This window comes from Pseudonocardia sp. GCM10023141 (assembly GCF_042653605.1).
In genome coordinates this window covers 68,679-82,590 of record NZ_JBHSIR010000006.1, presented here as the reverse complement: position 1 = coordinate 82,590, position 13,912 = coordinate 68,679, and the positions used below count along the sequence as shown (strand labels likewise).

Annotated in this window: 19 protein-coding genes; 10 read left to right on the top strand and 9 right to left on the bottom strand. The window is 71.9% G+C overall.

The features are described 5' to 3' along the window. The first annotated feature begins 42 nt into the window (after positions 1-42). The 4 genes from ACFPFQ_RS01380 to era are packed head-to-tail and all read left to right on the top strand — an operon-like array spanning position 43 to position 3,926. On the top strand, positions 43-1,422 hold the full coding sequence (locus ACFPFQ_RS01380; RefSeq protein ID WP_379613842.1) for a hemolysin family protein: 1,380 nt from the start codon (positions 43-45) through the stop codon (positions 1,420-1,422). Then, positions 1,406-1,777 (top strand): cytidine deaminase, encoded by a 372-nt coding sequence (locus ACFPFQ_RS01375; RefSeq protein WP_379613840.1) that lies wholly within the window; start codon positions 1,406-1,408, stop codon positions 1,775-1,777. The genes ACFPFQ_RS01380 and ACFPFQ_RS01375 overlap by 17 nt, the downstream gene beginning before the upstream one ends. Continuing rightward, the gene (gene lhgO, locus ACFPFQ_RS01370) at positions 1,774-3,009 is read left to right on the top strand and encodes an L-2-hydroxyglutarate oxidase (protein ID WP_379613839.1); all 1,236 of its coding nucleotides are present in this window, start codon (positions 1,774-1,776) and stop codon (positions 3,007-3,009) included. The genes ACFPFQ_RS01375 and lhgO overlap by 4 nt, the downstream gene beginning before the upstream one ends. Next, a complete protein-coding gene (gene era, locus ACFPFQ_RS01365) occupies positions 3,006-3,926 on the top strand; it encodes a GTPase Era (RefSeq protein ID WP_379613837.1) in 921 nt (306 codons plus the stop codon). The genes lhgO and era overlap by 4 nt, the downstream gene beginning before the upstream one ends. Here the strand turns inward: era and ACFPFQ_RS01360 are convergent. Continuing rightward, entirely contained in the window at positions 3,923-4,723 is an 801-nt protein-coding gene (locus ACFPFQ_RS01360) for a DUF4190 domain-containing protein (RefSeq protein WP_379613836.1), read from the bottom strand. The two genes, era and ACFPFQ_RS01360, sit on opposite strands and share 4 nt — an antisense overlap. Positions 4,724-4,814: 91 nt before the next feature. Between ACFPFQ_RS01360 and recO the strand changes: the two genes are divergently transcribed. The 4 genes from recO (at position 4,815) to ACFPFQ_RS01340 (ending at position 7,201) form a co-directional block, all read left to right on the top strand. After that, entirely contained in the window at positions 4,815-5,561 is a 747-nt protein-coding gene (gene recO, locus ACFPFQ_RS01355; RefSeq protein ID WP_379613835.1) for a DNA repair protein RecO, read from the top strand. Continuing rightward, positions 5,561-5,953, top strand: coding sequence for a DUF2809 domain-containing protein (locus ACFPFQ_RS01350; protein WP_379613833.1), 393 nt, complete (start codon positions 5,561-5,563; stop codon positions 5,951-5,953). Before recO ends, ACFPFQ_RS01350 begins: the two co-directional genes overlap by 1 nt. A 61-nt stretch (positions 5,954-6,014) precedes the next feature. After that, positions 6,015-6,800 (top strand): isoprenyl transferase, encoded by a 786-nt coding sequence (locus ACFPFQ_RS01345; RefSeq protein WP_379613831.1) that lies wholly within the window; start codon positions 6,015-6,017, stop codon positions 6,798-6,800. A 17-nt stretch (positions 6,801-6,817) separates the two neighbouring features. Beyond that, the gene (locus ACFPFQ_RS01340) at positions 6,818-7,201 is read left to right on the top strand and encodes a hypothetical protein (RefSeq protein WP_379614313.1); all 384 of its coding nucleotides are present in this window, start codon (positions 6,818-6,820) and stop codon (positions 7,199-7,201) included. 81 nt (positions 7,202-7,282) lie between these two features. Here ACFPFQ_RS01340 and ACFPFQ_RS01335 read toward each other — a convergent pair whose 3' ends face one another. The 3 genes from ACFPFQ_RS01335 to ACFPFQ_RS01325 all read right to left on the bottom strand — a co-directional run bounded on the left by ACFPFQ_RS01335 (position 7,283) and on the right by ACFPFQ_RS01325 (position 8,913). Next, positions 7,283-7,924 carry a hypothetical protein gene (locus ACFPFQ_RS01335; protein WP_379613829.1) on the bottom strand — a complete coding sequence of 214 codons (642 nt, stop codon included), beginning with the start codon at positions 7,922-7,924 and terminating at the stop codon, positions 7,283-7,285. Between the two features lie 87 nt (positions 7,925-8,011). After that, the gene (locus ACFPFQ_RS01330) at positions 8,012-8,485 is read right to left on the bottom strand and encodes a Fur family transcriptional regulator (RefSeq protein ID WP_379613827.1); all 474 of its coding nucleotides are present in this window, start codon (positions 8,483-8,485) and stop codon (positions 8,012-8,014) included. Continuing rightward, complete coding sequence (locus tag ACFPFQ_RS01325) at positions 8,482-8,913, bottom strand: ArsR/SmtB family transcription factor (protein WP_379613825.1); 432 nt, start codon at positions 8,911-8,913, stop codon at positions 8,482-8,484. The genes ACFPFQ_RS01330 and ACFPFQ_RS01325 overlap by 4 nt, the downstream gene beginning before the upstream one ends. Before the next feature lie 101 nt (positions 8,914-9,014). Here ACFPFQ_RS01325 and ACFPFQ_RS01320 point away from each other — a divergent pair, with 101 nt between their 5' ends. After that, a complete protein-coding gene (locus tag ACFPFQ_RS01320; RefSeq protein ID WP_379613823.1) occupies positions 9,015-9,338 on the top strand; it encodes an antibiotic biosynthesis monooxygenase family protein in 324 nt (107 codons plus the stop codon). A gap of 6 nt (positions 9,339-9,344) precedes the next feature. On the opposite strand, the gene ACFPFQ_RS01315 is transcribed toward ACFPFQ_RS01320, so the two are convergent. The 5 genes from ACFPFQ_RS01315 to ACFPFQ_RS01295 all read right to left on the bottom strand — a co-directional run bounded on the left by ACFPFQ_RS01315 (position 9,345) and on the right by ACFPFQ_RS01295 (position 12,336). After that, the gene (locus tag ACFPFQ_RS01315) at positions 9,345-9,611 is read right to left on the bottom strand and encodes a hypothetical protein (protein WP_379613821.1); all 267 of its coding nucleotides are present in this window, start codon (positions 9,609-9,611) and stop codon (positions 9,345-9,347) included. A 5-nt stretch (positions 9,612-9,616) separates the two neighbouring features. Continuing rightward, positions 9,617-10,417, bottom strand: a complete 801-nt coding sequence (locus tag ACFPFQ_RS01310) for a hypothetical protein (RefSeq protein WP_379613819.1) — start codon at positions 10,415-10,417, stop codon at positions 9,617-9,619. 531 nt (positions 10,418-10,948) lie between these two features. Further along, positions 10,949-11,239 carry a WXG100 family type VII secretion target gene (locus tag ACFPFQ_RS01305; protein WP_379613817.1) on the bottom strand — a complete coding sequence of 97 codons (291 nt, stop codon included), beginning with the start codon at positions 11,237-11,239 and terminating at the stop codon, positions 10,949-10,951. Between the two features lie 75 nt (positions 11,240-11,314). Further along, positions 11,315-11,947: an SRPBCC family protein gene (locus ACFPFQ_RS01300; RefSeq protein WP_379613815.1), complete on the bottom strand. Its 633-nt coding sequence runs from the start codon at positions 11,945-11,947 to the stop codon at positions 11,315-11,317. Then, positions 11,944-12,336 (bottom strand): ArsR/SmtB family transcription factor, encoded by a 393-nt coding sequence (locus tag ACFPFQ_RS01295; protein ID WP_379613813.1) that lies wholly within the window; start codon positions 12,334-12,336, stop codon positions 11,944-11,946. The genes ACFPFQ_RS01300 and ACFPFQ_RS01295 overlap by 4 nt, the downstream gene beginning before the upstream one ends. A 147-nt stretch (positions 12,337-12,483) precedes the next feature. Between ACFPFQ_RS01295 and ACFPFQ_RS01290 the strand changes: the two genes are divergently transcribed. Continuing rightward, positions 12,484-13,881: a glycine--tRNA ligase gene (locus ACFPFQ_RS01290; RefSeq protein WP_379613811.1), complete on the top strand. Its 1,398-nt coding sequence runs from the start codon at positions 12,484-12,486 to the stop codon at positions 13,879-13,881. Positions 13,882-13,912: the final 31 nt, after the last annotated feature.

Here is a 13,912-nt window from a genome sequence, read left to right as displayed (position 1 = left end):
GATCCCGATGCCTGCCGACGTGCTCGTCCCCGCGGAGGCGCGATGACCGCCACGGCCATCACCCCGCTGATCGTCATCGCCATCCTGCTGGTCCCGCTGGCGGGGCTGTTCGCCGCCGCGGACGCCGCACTCAACTCGGTGTCGCGCGCCCGGGTCGACGCGCTCGTCCGCGCCGGTCGCACCGGGTCGCGAGCGCTCGCCGCCGTGGTGGCCGACCGGCCGCGCCACGTCAACCTGCTCCTGCTGCTGCGGCTGGCCGCGGAGACGGCCGCCACCGTGCTGGTCACGGTCGCGTTCGTGCAGACGTTCAGCACGGTCTGGGTGGGCGCGCTCACCGCGGGCGGGGTCATGCTCGTGGTGTCCTACGTGCTCATCGGCGTCGGCCCGCGCACGCTCGGGCGCCAGCACCCCTACCGCGTCGGGATGCTCGTGGCGGCCCCGGTCCGGGCGCTCGCCACGCTGCTGGGCCCGCTCACGAAGCTGCTGATCGTGGTCGGCAACGCGATCACCCCCGGCCAGGGCTTCCGGCAGGGCCCGTTCTCCTCGGAGATCGAGCTGCGGGAGCTGGTCGACATGGCCAGCACCAGCGGGGTCGTCGACGAGGACGAGCGGCAGATGATCCACTCGGTCTTCGAGCTGGGTGACACGCTGGTCCGCGAGGTGATGGTGCCGCGCCCGGACGTCGTCTGGACCGAGGGCGACACCCCGGTCGACAAGGTGCTGCGGCTGGCGCTGAAGAGCGGCTACTCGCGCATCCCGGTGCTCGGCGAGAGCATCGACGACATCGTCGGTGTCGCCTACCTCAAGGATCTGGTGCGCGCGCAGGCCGAGGCCAACGGGACGGTCGCCACGCTCGTCGAGGTGATGCGCCCCGCCGTCTTCGTGCCCGACAGCAAGCGCGTCGACGAGCTGCTCAAGGAGATGCAGGCCGCCCGCAACCACATGGCCATCGTGGTGGACGAGTACGGCGGCGTCGCCGGGGTCGTCACGATCGAGGACATCCTCGAGGAGATCGTCGGCGAGATCACCGACGAGTACGACGCCGAGGAGGTGCCCGCGGTCCAGCACCTCGACGACCACAGGATCCGCGTCGCCGCTCGGCTCCCCGTCGAGGACTTCGCGGAGCTGTTCCCGGGGCTCGACGGCGCCGACAGCCCGCTGGCGGAGGTGCTCGCGGAGGCCGACGTCGACACGGTGGGCGGGTTGCTCGCCCAGCAGCTCGGCCGCGTCCCGCTGCCGGGGGCCACCGCCGAGGTAGCCGGGCTGCGGCTGGTCGCGGAGGGCGGCAAGGACGCCCGTGGCCGGGTCCGGATCACCACGGTGCTGGTGGATCCGATCGACCACGGCAGCCAGGACGACGAGGAAGTGGACGGATCCGCAGACAGCGGCCGTCGGGAGGAGAGCGATGTCCGGTCCCGCTGAGGCCAGCCCGGTGATCGACCCCGAGGACGCCAAGATCGTCACGCTGGCCCGGTCCGCGCGCGCTCGTACGGGCGCCGCCGAGGGTGCCGCCGTGCGCGACACCGACGGTCGCACCTACGCGGCGGCGTCCGTTGCGCTCGCATCGCTGCAGCTCACGGCCCTGCAGGCCGCGGTGGCCGCGGCGGTGTCGAGCGGGGCGCCCGGCCTGGAGGCTGCCGCCGTCGTCACCTCGGACGACGCCGTCGACGCCCCGTCGCTGGCCGCGGTGTGGGAGCTCGCCCCGGCGGCGCACGTGCTGCGCGCCGACGGGTCCGGCACGGTGGTCGAGACGCTCGGCGCGGAGTCGCCCGCATGACCGCCGCCACCCCCGCCTTCGACGTCATCGTGGTCGGCGGCGGCATCGTCGGCCTCGCCACGGCCCATGCCGTGGCCCGCACCGGACGCTCGGTCGCCGTCGTCGAGCGGGAACCCCGGCTCGCGCAGCACCAGACCGGCAACAACTCCAACGTGATCCACTCGGGGCTCTACTACGCGCCCGGCGGGCTCAAGGCCCGCCTGGCCGTCGCCGGGTGCGCGGAGACCGTGGCGTTCTGCCGCACCCACGACCTGCCGCACGAGGTCACCGGCAAGCTCGTCGTCGCCACCGAGCCCGAGGAGCTGCCGCGCATGGCGGAGCTCGTCCGCCGTGGTGGCGCCAACGGGGTCGAGGTGCACGAGCTCGACCAGGCCGGCATCCGCGTCCACGAGCCGCACGTGCGCGGGATCGGGGCGCTGTTCGTGCCGTCCACCGGCATCACCGACTACCGCGCGATCGCCGAGAAGCTGGGCGAGCTGGTGGCCAAGGAGGGTGGCGAGATCCACCTCTGCCGCGCCGTGCAGCAGCTGGCCCGCCGCGCAGGCGACGTCGTGGTGCGCACCGCCACCGGCGACCTGCTGGGCCGCCAGGTCGTGGTCTGCGCCGGGCTGCGCAGCGACGAGGTCGCCCGCGCGGCTGGCGTCGACCCCGGCGTGCGCATCATCCCGTTCCGCGGTGAGTACTCCGGCTTCAGCGACCGCGCCGCTGCGCTGGTCAAGGGCCTCATCTACCCGGTGCCCGACCCCGCCTTCCCGTTCCTCGGGGTGCACGCCACCCGCGGCATCGACGGCCACGTCCACGCGGGCCCCAACGCGGTGCTCGCGATGGCCCGCGAGGGCTACTCGTGGGGCGCGGTCAAGCCGAAGGAGTTCCTGCAGACCATCACCTACCCGGGCATGCTGCGCGTCGCGAAGCAGCACTGGCGCTACGGGTTCGGCGAGATGCACCGGTCGCTGTCGCGCGACGCGATGGTCAAGCAGATCCAGCGCATGCTGCCCGATGTGCGCGCCGAGGACCTCTCGCGCGCAGGCGCCGGCGTGCGCGCCCAGGCCGTCAAGGCCGACGGCACCCTCGTCGACGACTTCCTGTTCGTCGACCAGGGGTCGGGTCCCGGTGCCATCCTGCACGTACTGAACGCGCCGAGCCCGGCGGCAACCGCCGCCCTGCCGATCGGTCGCGAGATCCTCGAGCGCCTCACCGGCGAGCGGCTCGCGCCGCTGGGAGTCACATGAGCAACATCTTCGGCGACGTTCCGGACGGCTTCCGTTCCGGCTTCGCGTGCTTCGTCGGTCGGCCCAACGCCGGCAAGTCCACGCTGACCAACGCCCTGATCGGCACGAAGATCGCGATCACGTCGAGCCGGCCGCAGACCACCCGCCACGCGATCCGCGGCATCCTGCACCGCCCGGACGCGCAGCTGATCGTGATCGACACGCCCGGGCTGCACAAGCCGCGCACGCTGCTGGGCAGCCGGCTCAACGACATCGTCCGCGAGACCTGGTCGGAGGTCGACGTGATCGGCTTCTGCGTGCCTGCCGACGTCTCGGTGGGGCGCGGCGACGAGTTCATCATCAACGAGCTCAAGGCCGTCGCCGGCCGCACGCCGATCATCGGCGTGGTCACCAAGACCGACCTCGCCCAGCCCGAGCAGATCGCCGAGCGGCTCACCGAGCTCAGCGCGCTGATGCAGTTCGAGGACGTCGTGCCCTGCTCGGCTGTCGACGGCTTCCAGGTCGGCCTGCTCGCCGACCTGCTCGTCAAGCAGCTGCCGGAAGGCCCCTCGCTCTACCCCGACGGCGAGCTCACCGACGAGCCGGAGGAGACGCTCGTGGCCGAGCTCATCCGCGAGGCCGCGCTGGAGGGCGTGCGCGACGAGCTGCCGCACTCCATCGCCGTGGTGATCGAGGAGATGGTGCCCCGCGAGGGCAAGTCCGACCTGCTCGACGTGCGTGCCGTGGTCTACGTCGAGCGGTCGAGCCAGAAGGGCATCGTGATCGGCAAGGGCGGCGCGCGCCTGCGCCAGGTCGGCACCGACTCCCGGCTGCAGATCGAGAAGCTGCTCGGCACCCGCATCTATCTCGACCTGCATGTGAAGATCGCCAAGGACTGGCAGCGCGACCCGCGCCAGCTGCGCAAACTCGGGTTCTAGCGGGAATAGGTGGGGATCGAGCTCACCGCCGCCGAGACGAACACGATGATGAACACGATGTAGATGACGATCAGCACCGTGATCACCGCGCCGACGATGATGCCGGCCAGCGCCAGCCCGTCGCCCTGCTCGCCGGTGCGCTTGATCTGGCCGCGGGCGATGAACCCGAGCACCACGCCGACGGGCGCGAAGATGAACGCGAAGATCAGCGCCAGGATCGCCATGGTGTTGGTCTGCGTGGGCGCGGGGTACGCCGGCTGCGCGTAGCCGTAGGGGGCGGGCTGGCCGTAGCCCTGCTGCGGGTACTGCTGCTGCGGGTAGCCCTGCTGCTGCGCGTACTGCGACGGGTCGTAGGCGCCGGCCTGCTGCCCGTAGCCCTGCTGCCCGTACGTGGGCTGCTGCTGCCCGTACTGCTGCTGGCCGTACTGCGACGGGTCGTAGGCCGCCGGCTGGCCGTACTGCTGCTGCTGCTGGCCGTACTGCTGCCCGTACTGGGCGGCCGCAGGGTCGTAACCCTGTGCAGGTGGCTGCTGCTGGGATGCCGGCTGCTGGGATGCCGGCTGCTGGGCCACGAACTGGGCAGTGGCGTCGGCATGCTGCCCGGAGCTCTGGGCAGCACCCTGCTCCGTGGCGGGCGCGGCACCGGACTCGGGGCTCGCGTGCGCCCCGCCCTCGGCGGGCTTGTCGAACGAGATCGGGGCACTTGCCTGTTCGGGCGCCGTCGGCTCCGGGCCCCCGCCCACGCGGAAGACGGACGTCTTCTCGTCGTCGGGCGAATTCGGACTGTCCTGCGACATGGCTCCCCCTTGAAGGTGTGAAGGCCGATCGTAGGGCGCAATCGGCGCGGGGGTGCGATGACGTGCCCGTTCGGGACGTAGGCTCATCCGCGTGACCCTGTATCGCGACACAGCGATGGTGCTGCGCGTGCAGAAGCTCGGCGAGGCCGACCGCATCATCACGTTGCTCACCCGGCGCCGCGGCAAGATCCGCGCGGTGGCGAAGGGGGTGCGCCGCACCCGCTCCCGCTGGGGCGCGCGGCTGGAGCCCTTCAACCACGTCGACATCCAGTGCTACACCGGCCGTTCGCTCGACATCATCACGCAGGCCGAGACGGTCGACGCGTTCGGCGTCGGGCTCGTCAACGACTACCCGCGCTACACCGCGGGGTGCGCGGTGCTGGAGACGGCCGACCGCCTCGTCGCCGAGGAGGGTGAGCCGGCGATGCGCGTCTACATGCTGCTCGTCGGGGCGATCCGGGCGCTGTCGGACCGCGAGCGCGACGCGTCGCTGGTGCTCGACGCCTTCCTGCTGCGGGCCATGAGCCACGCCGGCTGGGCGCCCGCGATCAACGACTGCGCGCGCTGCGCCGAGCCCGGCCCGCATCCGGCGTTCAACATCGCCGCAGGTGGGGCCGTGTGCCCGCGCTGCCGTCCGCCGGGTTCGGTCATGCCGTCGCGCGAGACCTTCGCGCTGCTCGACGCGTTGCTGCACGGCGACTGGACCACCGCCGACGCGGCGGCCGCCGCCACCCGCCGCGACACCAGCGGGCTCGTGGCCGCGCACCTGCAGTGGCACCTGGAGCGGCAGCTGCGCTCGTTGCCGCTGGTGGAGCGCCGGGCCACCGCTGCGACCTGATGGTGCCCCGCCGCCGGGCCGTTGTGCTGCTGGTCCTCGTCGCGGTCATCGCGGTCGGGCTCGTCCTGCAGCTGTTCCGGGCCTCCCCGCTGGCCGATCACGCCGGCAACGTCCTCTACGCGGGAGCCGTCTACCTCGGGGTGTGCCTGCTGGCGCCCGGCGCGCGATGGACGCGGGTGGCGGCCGTCGCGCTGCTGCTGTGCGTCGCGGTGGAGGTGCTGCAGCTGACCCCGGTGCCGGGGGCCGTCGCGGCGGTCGTCCCCGGAGCGCGGCTGGTGCTCGGCTCGACGTTCGTGTGGACCGACTTCCTCGGCTACGCGGTGGGGGTGGCGCTGGCGGCGGCGCTGGACGCCCGGACGGCCCGTCTCCGCGCGGCGAGCCCGGCGGGGTGAACCCAGCCGACCGCATGGCAGGAAGCCCGGCCCCGCAAACCGCACGGCATAGGCTGCAGGCGTGTCCCGGTTCCAGCCCCCACCCCCGCACCCGACCGGTGCCCGCCCACCCGCCATCCCGCGTGAGCTCGTGCCCAACCACGTCGCGCTCGTCATGGACGGCAACGGCCGCTGGGCCAACGCCCGCGGCCTGCCGCGCATCGAGGGTCACCGGCGCGGTGAGGAGTCGCTGATGGACGTCGCGCGCGGCTGCATCGACATCGGCGTCCGGTGGCTCTCGGCCTACGCGTTCTCCACGGAGAACTGGAAGCGCAGCCCCGACGAGGTGCGCTTCCTGATGGGCTTCAACCGCGACGTGATCCGCCGTCGCGTCGACGAGATGAGCGCGATGGGCGTGCGCGTGCGCTGGGCCGGGCGCCGGCCACGGCTGTGGCGCAGCGTCATCAAGGAGCTGGAGGTCGCGGAGGAGAAGACCCGCGACAACGACATGCTGACGCTCACGATGTGCGTCAACTACGGCGGCCGGGCCGAGATCGCCGACGCGGTCAAGCAGATCGCCCGGCAGGTGGCCGAGGGCCGGATCAAGCCCGACAAGATCGACGAGAAGACGATCGCGCGGTACCTCGACGAGCCGGACATGCCCGACGTCGACCTCTTCGTGCGCAGCTCCGGCGAGCAGCGCACGTCCAACTTCCTGCTCTGGCAGTCGGCTTACGCGGAGATGGTCTTCCTGGACACGCTGTTCCCCGATTTCGACCGGCGCCACCTCTGGCAGGCCGTCGAGATCTACGCGCGGCGCGACCGGCGTTTCGGTGGCGCGCTCGATGCCCCCGGGGCGGCGTCGTGAGCGGCCCGATCGCCGGCATGCTGCAGGTCGCACGCACGGCTCTGGAGCGCTACCACGACGTCACGGCCGACGACGACGGAGCGCTGACGTTCGCGCACGGTGGCGTGCTGTGCGTGGTGCAGGGCATGGAGCTGGAGGAGGGGCTGCCCGTCCTCAACCTCACCTGCGTGGTGGCCTGGGACCTGCCGGTGGAGACCGACGTGCCCACCCGCGTCGCCATGGGAGCAGGGGAGGGGCTCTTCGGCACGCCGCGGGTGATCCGGGGTGAGAAGGGCTGGGACGTGACGCTGCGCTACGCGTTCCCGGCGGCCGGACTCGACGACAAGGCGATGGGAACGCTGCTGATGCTGGTGGTCAGCAGCGCGTCGAGCATGCGGGCGGAACTCACAGAATCACCGTGATCGCCTCGGCACACACCGCAGGGGCATCGCACACACCGTGGAAGGTGTGTGCGATGCCCCTGCGGTGTGTGCGGGCGAAGCTCAGCTGCGGGGTTCCCCGGACTCGCTCAGGTGCACGACCGGGAGCTTGCTGAGCTCCGTCGGGCTCAGCTGGCCGGCGGCGCCGAGCACGTTGTTCTGTGCCAGCTGCATGCGCGCGTCGACCAGGCCCGAGAGCCCGTAGGCGACCCGGCCGAGCAGCCGCACCGTGGTGTCGTCGACGATCGGGCGCGGCGTGGAGACCACGGCCACGCCGGTGGGCTTGCCGTCGTTGGCCTGCGCCACACCGATCACGAAGGACTCGCGCGGGTTGACGTGGCGCGACGCGTAGTGATCACGCAGCTTCTTGACCATGCCGTGGAAGTCGGTGACCTCGCCCTCGAGCTTGAGCTCCTCGAGGTCCTTCTCGGTGAGCACGGCGGCTCGTCCCGAGAAGCAGCGCACGTAACCGATCAGTGCGCCGCTCCACAGCGCCTCGACCAGCGCCGTGTCCGTGTCGACCCGGGCCGGTCCGGTGTCGGGTGCGTTGAGTGCCGTGACCAGGTGCTCGCAACAGCGCAGCACGTACTGCAGATCCTCGAAGACCGCGGCCAACCCTGCCAGCTCAGCGGCCTCGGGGCCTTCGAGCCGTCGCACCGTGCTGGGAGCGGTGGCTGTCGCCGCATCCCCGTTCGTGTCCGCCACGAAGCGCCTCCTTGCGTTGGGCTCGCACGCTAATGCCCGAGCCGGGAAGCTGATGTGTCGATGTGAGACGGTCAGTGCTAGCTGTAGCTAGCGCCGTGGACCGGTCGTCGCGCACTCCCGGCAGAGGCCGAAGATCTCGGCCGTGTGGCTCAGCTCGGAGAACCCGTGCGCCTCCGCCACCCGCTGCGCCCAGCTCTCGACGGCAGGCCCCTCGATCTCGACGGTGCGCCCGCACCGGCGGCAGACCAGGTGGTGGTGGTGCTCGGCGCTGCTGCACCGGCGGTAGACGGCCTCACCGGTGCCGGTGCGCAGCACGTCGACCTCGCCGCCGTCGGCGAGCGTCTGCAGCGTGCGGTACACGGTGGTGAGGCCGATGCCGTCGCCGCCGCGCCGCAGCTCCTCGTGGATCTCCTGGGCGGAGCGGAAGTCGTCGAGCCGGTCGAGCATGGCCGACACCGCGGCGCGCTGGCGGGTGGCGCGCACCGCACGGGTGGCGGGCGTCTGGCCGTTGTCGCCCCCGAAGTCGCGGCGTGCGGTGGCGCTGTGGACGTGCTCGGTCATCGGGTCTCCTCCGCGTGCTCCACGGCGTCGACGACGATGTGGGCGAGGTGGTCGTCGACCAGCGAGTAGACGACCTCGCGACCCTGTCGCTCCCCCCGGACCACACCGGCCGCCTTGAGGACCCGCAGGTGCTGGCTGATCAGCGGCTGGGTGACGCCCAGCGCGTCGACCAGGTCGTGCACGCACCGGTGGGACTCGAGCAGCTGCAGCACGATCGCGATGCGGACCGGCGCGGCGAGCGCACGCAACAGGTCACCGGCCGCCTCGAGGGTGCGCGGGGTGCGGGCCGGCGCGGGCGCGGCGCTGCCGTGCTCGGCGGAGTGGTCCGCCGGCTCGACGGCGGTGTCACGGGTAGCGGTGTCACGGGTGGCAGCGTCCCTGATGCCAGCGTCCCCGACGGCAGCCCCGGACCCTGCGACGATCGACATCCGTGTCCCCATCCTCGGGGGCGGCGACCGCACCCCCTGTGGTTCCTGCATCCCGACGGGCCGCACCCTCCATCGTAGGCGTGCGGTGGCATGCTCCGTCCGTGCTGCTCGTCTGCCGCTTCGGCGCGCCCTCCGACGCCCCCGCATTCCTGACCAGGGCCCGCCACGCACTGGAGCTGCTGACCGCTGCGCCGGGCTGCCTCGGCGGCGAGCTGGGCCGGGCCGTGGACGACCCGGACCGGTGGGTCCTCACCGTCCGGTTCACCTCCGTCGACGCCTACCGCCGGTCGCTGAGCCCGTTCGACGTGCGCACGCACGTGGTCCCGCTGCTGTCGGAGGCGCTGGCCGACGAGCCGTCCACGTTCGAGTCGCTGGTGACAGCGACGGGCGGTGCCGCCACGGAGCACCCGAGCCTGCTGGCCTGAGGTGGGTCAGCCGGTGAGGCGGCGCAGCTGCTCGCGGGGGTCCCAGCCGGGGGGCTGCGCGTCGACGGGGCTCCGCCACGGCATTCCGTCGGCGATCCAGCCGGCACGCCACTGCTGGTGGGTGAACCCTTTGTCGTCGTCGGTGACCCCGTACTCGAACCAGCAACTCGGGCAGATCTCGTAGGACCCCAGATGTGTTCGTGGTGAGTAGGCGGGCCCGTACAGGCCGGGATACCCGCAGATCGGGCACATGAAGGTGTCAGGCAGGGGCACGGCGTTCACTCCCAGCTCACGGGCATGCCCCAGTCCGGTGCGCGGCGTTGCCAGTAGGTTGTTGACGTCGGTCGGAAGTAGGTCTTGATGACTCCGGTTGTGGAGTCGTAGCTGGCGAGGGTGTTCGACGACGGATCGTAGACGCGCACGACGCCATCGCCGTCGACGAGCGCCGGGTAGCCCTCGGACTGGGCGCGAGTCAGGAAGTCCGCCGCCGCGGCGGCATAGGCCTGCTCACCCGTGAGTCCGAACTCGGCGGCGTGATCGTTGGCGTGCCGAGCGGCGAGCACCGGGTTGGCGAAGCGATCGGCGGAGAACCTCGGCACGGGTTGGGTCGGTTCGGCAGCGACATGTGTGGGCACCGCGCAGCCCGGCGTCCGTGGCGTCCTCGAGCTCGGAGAGCTCGGCCTCGACGGCCCGCGGGGTCGCGGTGCCGGCGGACAGCTGCTCGACCGCGGCCACGGTCGCCGGTCGATCGCTGTCAACACCTCGGCGGGCAACCGGGCGGCGAACGCGTCCGCGGCCGGGTTCAGCAGGAGCTCCACCTCTCCGAGCGCGACATGCCCCAGTACGGCCGGCCCGGCGCCCGATGCCGCGGCCACGACCCCGGTCGCGATCATGATGCCGACGGCTCGGCGGACCGCGGTGTGCGTGTCCTGGACGAGCACGGCGTGGCGCTCGCAGAGCGTGGCGATCTGTGCGCACAGCAGGCGTAGCGCGGCGAACAGCGTCTGTCCCGGGCCGATCAGCCCGGCCCAGAACTCGGCCATCGCATCGACGTCGGGGCCGCTGTTGTCGCTCTCCAACGCGGCAACGGCGCCGCGCAGGACGGCAGTGGTGTTGGTCAGCGCGGTGCCGGCGGCTCGCCAGCTGCTCGCGGCGTCGTGAAGCCGTTCGGGGTCGGCCGCCGGCCAGTAGGACCTGACGAGGTCCCATGGCGCGGTAGTGCCGGTTCCCGCGGCCGGTGGCGGCGTGCGGGTGATCGGTGCGGCTGTCGGGGGGGCGGGCCAGCAGGCCCGTCCCGGCCGGGACGCCCCGCGTGGAGTGTTGCTCGGCCCTGGCGTGGTTGTTGCCGGTCGTGATCAGCGCTGTGACCACGCCGTCGAGGATGCGCAGCGTGGCGCCGAAGCCGGTGAACGCTGATGCGGCCGCCGGTCCGTAGGCGCCGCCGAACGTGGCGCCGGGTACGTCGTCGCCCGCCATGCCGGTGGCCGTGGCGAGCCGGTCCGCGAGCAGGGTGAACGCCGCGGCGAGGTCGACCTGCGCGTGGGCCGCGGCGCGGCCGGCGGTGGCGAGCTCCGCCGGATCGATGTCGGCGGTGTCCGCGGCCGCGCCGGTCATGGCCGCCAGGAGCGCACGTTGGCGTCCAGCGCGGCCGTGTAGTTGGCCCGGGCCACCTGGAGCAGCCGGTGCAGGTCACCGAGGCGGGCCACGATGTCGGCGGCCGCCGCATCCCACCGGCGCTGGTGCGCGTCCCAGGCGTGGGCCGCGTCGCCCGTCCACTGCGCCCGCACCGGGGCAAGCGCGGCCCGCAGCTCGCCCAGCTGCCGGTCGATGTGGCGGACCGTCTCGTCAGCGGCCACCTCGCACCGTTGCAGCTCGGCGAGGTCGAAGCGGGTGCGGGCCATGGGAGATGGGTAGCAGGTCGACCCCGGTGCCCGTGGGCTTTCGGTGGAACCGGCCCGAGCGCCGGTGACCGCGAGTCAGCCGGTCGCGGTGTACGCCGCCGTGCAGCGGTCGGCGGCGGCACGGGCCTGCTCCGCCGGCGTGCCGGCCGCGACCGAGGCGGCGTACCAGGCCTCGCTGCTGGCCGTCATGAACGCCCGGCCCTCGTCGGAGACCATCCAGGCCATGGCGTCCTCGGGTCGGACGCCCGCACCGGAGCCGAGGTGGCTGCCCAGGCCCATCAGCATCATGTCCCAGCCGATGCCGACCGCGCCGGGCCCGAACTCGGCCCACCGCTCGTCCTCGACGGCGGCGGTGTGCTCGAGCTCGAAGCGGGTGCGCTCGGCGCCCTCGGCCACCAGCCGGACCTCGATCCAGCTGACCTCGCCCCCGTACTCCCAGGTGGCGGCGAAGGAGTTCGGCCGGTCACACCGCTCGACGGTGCCCCCGGCGTTGCCCTCGATCTGGTACTTGCCGCCGACCTGCAGCTCTCCGGAGATCGGCAGGAACCAGCGCGGGATGCGCTCGATGTTCGTGCAGGCGTCCCACAGGTCCTCGATGCCGGTGTCGTAGGACTGGGCGATGGTGAGGACGCGCGCCTCCCCGGCGTCCAGGGTGCGTGAGCCGATGCGGCGCTGCGTCGCGTTGATCTCGTGGGACACGTCGGTCATGGGTCGCTCCGTTCGTCGGTACTGGTCGGGTCGGTCTCGGATGTCGCCGCGGGGTCGGCCACCTGCCGGCGCTCCCGCTTCCCCCGGGCCACCTCGGTGGCCAGTGCGGCGAGGCGCGGGGCCCAGAAGCGGCGGAACTGGTCCAGCCACACGTCCACGTCCTTCAGTGGCTCGGTGCGCACGGAGTAGAGGCGCCGGGTGCCCTCGGCCCGCACCGCGGCGAAACCGTTGTCGCGCAACACCTTGAGGTGCTGCGACACGGCAGGCTGGGAGATGCCGAACTCCTCCTGGACGACGGCCCCGATCGCTCCGGAGCTCGTCTCTCCCGTGCCGAGGAGTTCGAGGATCCGGCGTCGCACCGGGTCGCCGAGTACGTCGAAGGCGTGCACCCGGCGAAAGTATCGATACTCGATTATATAAGTCAAGGATGAAGTTCGGGAATGTGGCCCGGGGGCAAGTGGCGACCCATGGCCAGGTCGCTACCCTTGTCCCTTCTGAAGCACCCTCCCGCAGTCCCCGTTCCTGGAGTGTCGTCCGTGGCCAGCAAGCCGAGTTCCGCCAAGATCGAGACCATCGTCGCGCTCGCCAAGCGCCGCGGATTCGTCTTCGCCTCCGGCGAGATCTACGGCGGCACGCGCTCGGCGTGGGACTACGGCCCCCTCGGCGTGGAGCTGAAGGAGAACATCAAGCGGCAGTGGTGGCGCACGATGGTCACGGGCCGCGACGACGTCGTCGGCCTCGACTCGTCGGTGATCCTGCCCCGTCAGGTGTGGGTGGCGTCGGGGCACGTCGGTGTCTTCACCGACCCGCTGGTGGAGTGCCAGAGCTGTCACAAGCGCTTCCGCGCCGACCAGCTCGCCGAGGAGTACACCGAGCGCACCGGCAAGGCCGCCGCCGAGGACGACCTGTCCGACGTGCCGTGTCCCAACTGCGGCACGCGCGGCCAGTACACCGAGCCCCGCGACTTCAACATGATGCTCAAGACCTACCTGGGCCCGGTGGAGTCCGAGGAGGGCATGCACTACCTGCGGCCCGAGACGGCGCAGGGCATCTTCGTCAACTTCCTCAACGTGCAGACCACGTCGCGCAAGAAGCCGCCGTTCGGCATCGGCCAGATGGGCAAGAGCTTCCGCAACGAGATCACCCCCGGCAACTTCATCTTCCGCACGCGCGAGTTCGAGCAGATGGAGATGGAGTACTTCGTCGAGCCCGGCACCGACGAGGAGATCCACCAGTACTGGATCGACGAGCGCACGAAGTGGTACACGGACCTGGGCATCGCCCCGGAGAACCTGCGCCACTACGAGCACCCGAAGGAGAAGCTGTCCCACTACTCGAAGCGCACCGTCGACATCGAGTACAAGTTCAACTTCCAGGGCCAGGAGTGGGGCGAGCTCGAGGGCATCGCCAACCGCACCGACTTCGACCTCACCACCCACTCCAACCACTCCGGGGTGGACCTGTCGTTCTACGACCAGGCCTCGGGCACCCGCTACCGCCCGTACGTGGTGGAGCCCGCGGCAGGCGTCGGTCGCTCGATGATGGCGTTCCTCATCGAGGCCTACACCGAGGACGAGGCGCCCAACGCGAAGGGCGGCGTCGACACCCGCGTGGTGCTGCGGCTCGACCGGCGCCTCGCGCCCGTCAAGGCAGCGGTGCTGCCGCTGTCGCGCAACGCCGACCTGTCGCCGAAGGCACGGGACCTCGCGGCCCAGCTGCGCAAGAACTGGAACGTCGAGTTCGACGACGCCGGCGCCATCGGCCGCCGCTACCGTCGCCAGGACGAGATCGGCACGCCGTTCTGCATCACGGTCGACTTCGACACCCTCACCGACCAGGCCGTCACCATCCGCGAGCGCGACACCATGGCGCAGGAGCGGGTGGCGCTCGACCAGGTCGAGGGTTACCTGGCGGCCCGCCTCCTGGGCTGCTGACCCGGCAGGGGCCGATCCACCCCGCCTCGGG

What these genes read in the sequence shown, in the direction of transcription:
- ACFPFQ_RS01325 (WP_379613825.1), bottom strand. Translation starts at nt 8,913, where the DNA reads ATGTCGATCGTCGCAGGGTCCGGGGCTGCCGTCGGGGACGCTGGCATC.
- ACFPFQ_RS01350 (WP_379613833.1), top strand. Translation starts at nt 5,561, where the DNA reads ATGGTGCCCCGCCGCCGGGCCGTTGTGCTGCTGGTCCTCGTCGCGGTC.
- ACFPFQ_RS01305 (WP_379613817.1), bottom strand. Translation starts at nt 11,239, where the DNA reads ATGGCCCGCACCCGCTTCGACCTCGCCGAGCTGCAACGGTGCGAGGTG.
- ACFPFQ_RS01340 (WP_379614313.1), top strand. Translation starts at nt 6,818, where the DNA reads ATGCTGCAGGTCGCACGCACGGCTCTGGAGCGCTACCACGACGTCACG.
- era (WP_379613837.1), top strand. Translation starts at nt 3,006, where the DNA reads ATGAGCAACATCTTCGGCGACGTTCCGGACGGCTTCCGTTCCGGCTTC.
- ACFPFQ_RS01360 (WP_379613836.1), bottom strand. Translation starts at nt 4,723, where the DNA reads ATGTCGCAGGACAGTCCGAATTCGCCCGACGACGAGAAGACGTCCGTC.
- ACFPFQ_RS01300 (WP_379613815.1), bottom strand. Translation starts at nt 11,947, where the DNA reads ATGACCGACGTGTCCCACGAGATCAACGCGACGCAGCGCCGCATCGGC.
- lhgO (WP_379613839.1), top strand. Translation starts at nt 1,774, where the DNA reads ATGACCGCCGCCACCCCCGCCTTCGACGTCATCGTGGTCGGCGGCGGC.
- ACFPFQ_RS01330 (WP_379613827.1), bottom strand. Translation starts at nt 8,485, where the DNA reads ATGACCGAGCACGTCCACAGCGCCACCGCACGCCGCGACTTCGGGGGC.
- ACFPFQ_RS01380 (WP_379613842.1), top strand. Translation starts at nt 43, where the DNA reads ATGACCGCCACGGCCATCACCCCGCTGATCGTCATCGCCATCCTGCTG.
- ACFPFQ_RS01375 (WP_379613840.1), top strand. Translation starts at nt 1,406, where the DNA reads ATGTCCGGTCCCGCTGAGGCCAGCCCGGTGATCGACCCCGAGGACGCC.